Below are 2,482 nucleotides of genomic sequence, written 5' to 3'. Positions count from 1 at the left end.
ATTAAGGGAACGTGTTTCATTAATGAAGAGCGGCCAACAGGAATGATTAACCCGAACTCAGAGAGTAGGGCGCGCATGCGATTCATAAGCGCGGTGCGTTCACGAACATTCTATGTACCGATAAGATGGCTTGTTGCTCGGGGGATTTTACGGGTACAAAGCGAGTTGATGGACGCTGAACAGCTTCGCATATGGCAACAGCATCATTAAGGTCGTTCTTTCCCTTAGTTCGATAAGGGATTACGTATTTAACGGCCATAATACGGGCGTCGTGACCGAGCTTATTGAGTGTTCTTGCCCAATAATGTGCACCACCACACGCTTCAACGCCTATACGCATGAGTGGCATATTTGCTATTGTAGTCAGTAGTTTAGAGCGAGTTACCGACTTATGAAGTATGACCTTACCATTTTGGTCTACAGCATGAAGACTAAAGTGGTTTTTAGCTAGGTCGATACCGCAGAAATAAGAATAATCAGACATAGTGCCTTCGATGCATTTAAGTACCACATAAGTGTGGCAGATCCTCGGTAGGGGGAATCCATGTCATTCGTTATGAAGCAAAGGAAGTATCGTGGAATATAGTAGTAATTTATTGATAAATTGGTCTCCAAGGCACAATGAAGTCGAAGGTGATACTTCTTCTAAAGATCTGGCAGCAATCAGGGAACTATGTGAAGTTTATCGAACTGACGAGTTCATTTGGGAGGGTATCAGTTGCAAGATATCAATGGATTGGACTCAGCTTGAAGAAATATTTATAGAAAGTGAGGATATAGATGGACCTTTCCATATGGTAATCGACGGTATGTTGTATAAACAAATGACGCGCCTGAAAGAGATATCTGTCCCGATCAATATATCTGTTAATTCAAAGGTTGATGAGCGCAAGATTCAAACTTACCTCCACAGATATTTGTTAGATCTTTTCATCGTTTGTAACTTGGCAGCTCCTGGTTTAATCAATTTCTTCAATGCTAAGCTTGAAGAAGATGACGAATATACACCAATAAAGATTTCGAGTTTTTCATTCGAATGTGCACTGGAAAATACATTTACTCGGAAAATTCCTTTCGTAGAGTACGTAAGCATCAAAACTAGTTTTGATTGGTATCGTTCGTTAGGAATCGATACTAAGGTTGTTGCATCAACCTCTGTTGAGAAAGCGATTTTTTCACTTTTGCATATGGTACGTATGGATGATTATGATATTAGTACTGTGCCTTGGGTGTTTCATGCTCTTGAAGCAATATATGGTACAAACGCTGGGCGTGGATTTACGGATATAAGTGAAAAAGTTAACTTTCTACTAAGCGTAGAAGAGCGTCAGCAGAAGCGTTTGAAAAGGAAACTTAGAGAACTAAATGATTTGCGAAGTTCTTTTGTCCATGGTGGGTATAATGTATCTCACATCATGGATGATGACTCCAATGATGCTATTTTTGAAACAATCAATTTTGGAATATCACTTATCATCAGTAGCTTACAATGCCTAATGCGTAATGGCTGGAAAGGTATCAACGTCGAACATAAGTTTGTAGGGCTCGAAATATAGCCTCATAACAAACAATTTAAGAATGATTCCCCACGCTTGGCATTTTTGGTTTGGGTTTAGTTCAGTGTTTACGGCGTCCAAATTAAGTGCAGTGGCAGCGTGGCTCACACCTTAATTGGGCTATACCGCAATCAATCATCTAACCTTTTCATAGCTTTACGGTAAACATCGCTACGTTCGCGTTTTCCGACTGCTAAGACGGTTACAATGATGACATCGTCTTCAACTTTGTAGACGAGACGGTAGCCCGATTGGCGCAGCTTAATCTTATACATGTTGTCAGCTCCAGAGAGTTTTGAAGCCGGAACATGCGGGTTATCTAAGCGCTCGATTAGCTTTTTCTTAAATTGTTGTTGAAGCGTTGAGCCAAGCTTTTTCCACTCTTTGAGTGCACTCTTTTTAAAGTCGAGTTTATAGGTCATCAATATTTACCGAAATGCTCTCTTCAGATTCACGCTCTTTCGCAATAGTTAGTAGTTCAAGATCTTCGAGTCTGTCCATCATCATTTCGTACGCTTCGGCTGGTACGCAATAAAATGCTGGCTCATTTCGGTTCAGTACAGCAACTGGTTCACCGTAAGCACTAGTTGCAACTTTCATAGGGTTAGCTTTCAACTCAGTAATGCTTGCAGCAACATCAGCTAAAATTCTAGTGGTCATGTAATAGGTCTCTTAAGTGGTCTTTGTTTCGGTCATTTTAGCCTCAACCAAGCGGTATAACAAGTTGCTTAAGAGTGATTCGCAACACGTGGTATTTTTACTATGCGTTGGTTTATGTGTTTAAGGTATTATGCGGAGGCTGAGGTATTGCTTTACTCACACCTTAGCAAGGCGCTGACGGATCCCCTCATAATTTCCCTAGTCCTGCGTTGTGTGTGAGCCTTTGATATTCGAACATTCCCCATTGATATTGGGATTCATTAATT

At 40.8% G+C, this 2,482-nt stretch carries 3 protein-coding genes and 1 pseudogene; 1 reads left to right on the top strand and 3 read right to left on the bottom strand.

Annotated features, from left to right (window positions below; genetic code table 11):
- A pseudogene (locus AACR09_RS17090) lies at window positions 1–484 on the bottom strand (IS110 family transposase); the annotation flags it as partial.
- Between the two features lie 91 nt (window positions 485–575).
- On the opposite strand from AACR09_RS17090, the gene AACR09_RS17085 reads away from it, so the two are divergent.
- Window positions 576–1,556 (top strand): hypothetical protein, encoded by a 981-nt coding sequence (locus AACR09_RS17085; RefSeq protein WP_193835416.1) that lies wholly within the window; start codon window positions 576–578, stop codon window positions 1,554–1,556.
- 131 nt (window positions 1,557–1,687) lie between these two features.
- On the opposite strand, the gene AACR09_RS17080 is transcribed toward AACR09_RS17085, so the two are convergent.
- Together AACR09_RS17080 and AACR09_RS17075 are read right to left on the bottom strand one after the other, a co-directional pair.
- A complete protein-coding gene (locus AACR09_RS17080) occupies window positions 1,688–1,978 on the bottom strand; it encodes a type II toxin-antitoxin system RelE family toxin (protein ID WP_005377002.1) in 291 nt (96 codons plus the stop codon).
- Window positions 1,968–2,216: a type II toxin-antitoxin system Phd/YefM family antitoxin gene (locus AACR09_RS17075; protein WP_004730320.1), complete on the bottom strand. Its 249-nt coding sequence runs from the start codon at window positions 2,214–2,216 to the stop codon at window positions 1,968–1,970. The genes AACR09_RS17080 and AACR09_RS17075 overlap by 11 nt, the downstream gene beginning before the upstream one ends.
- Window positions 2,217–2,482: the final 266 nt, after the last annotated feature.

It is taken from the genome of Vibrio sp. OPT20, assembly GCF_963889365.1.
Taxonomy (GTDB): domain Bacteria; phylum Pseudomonadota; class Gammaproteobacteria; order Enterobacterales; family Vibrionaceae; genus Vibrio; species Vibrio splendidus.
The sequence above is the reverse complement of the archived record's forward strand: the minus strand, read 5'-3'. Positions and strand labels throughout refer to the sequence as shown.

Excerpts from the sequence above, each read along its gene's own strand:
- AACR09_RS17080 (WP_005377002.1), bottom strand. The coding sequence starts at position 1,978 with ATGACCTATAAACTCGACTTTAAAAAGAGTGCACTCAAAGAGTGGAAA.
- AACR09_RS17075 (WP_004730320.1), bottom strand. The coding sequence starts at position 2,216 with ATGACCACTAGAATTTTAGCTGATGTTGCTGCAAGCATTACTGAGTTG.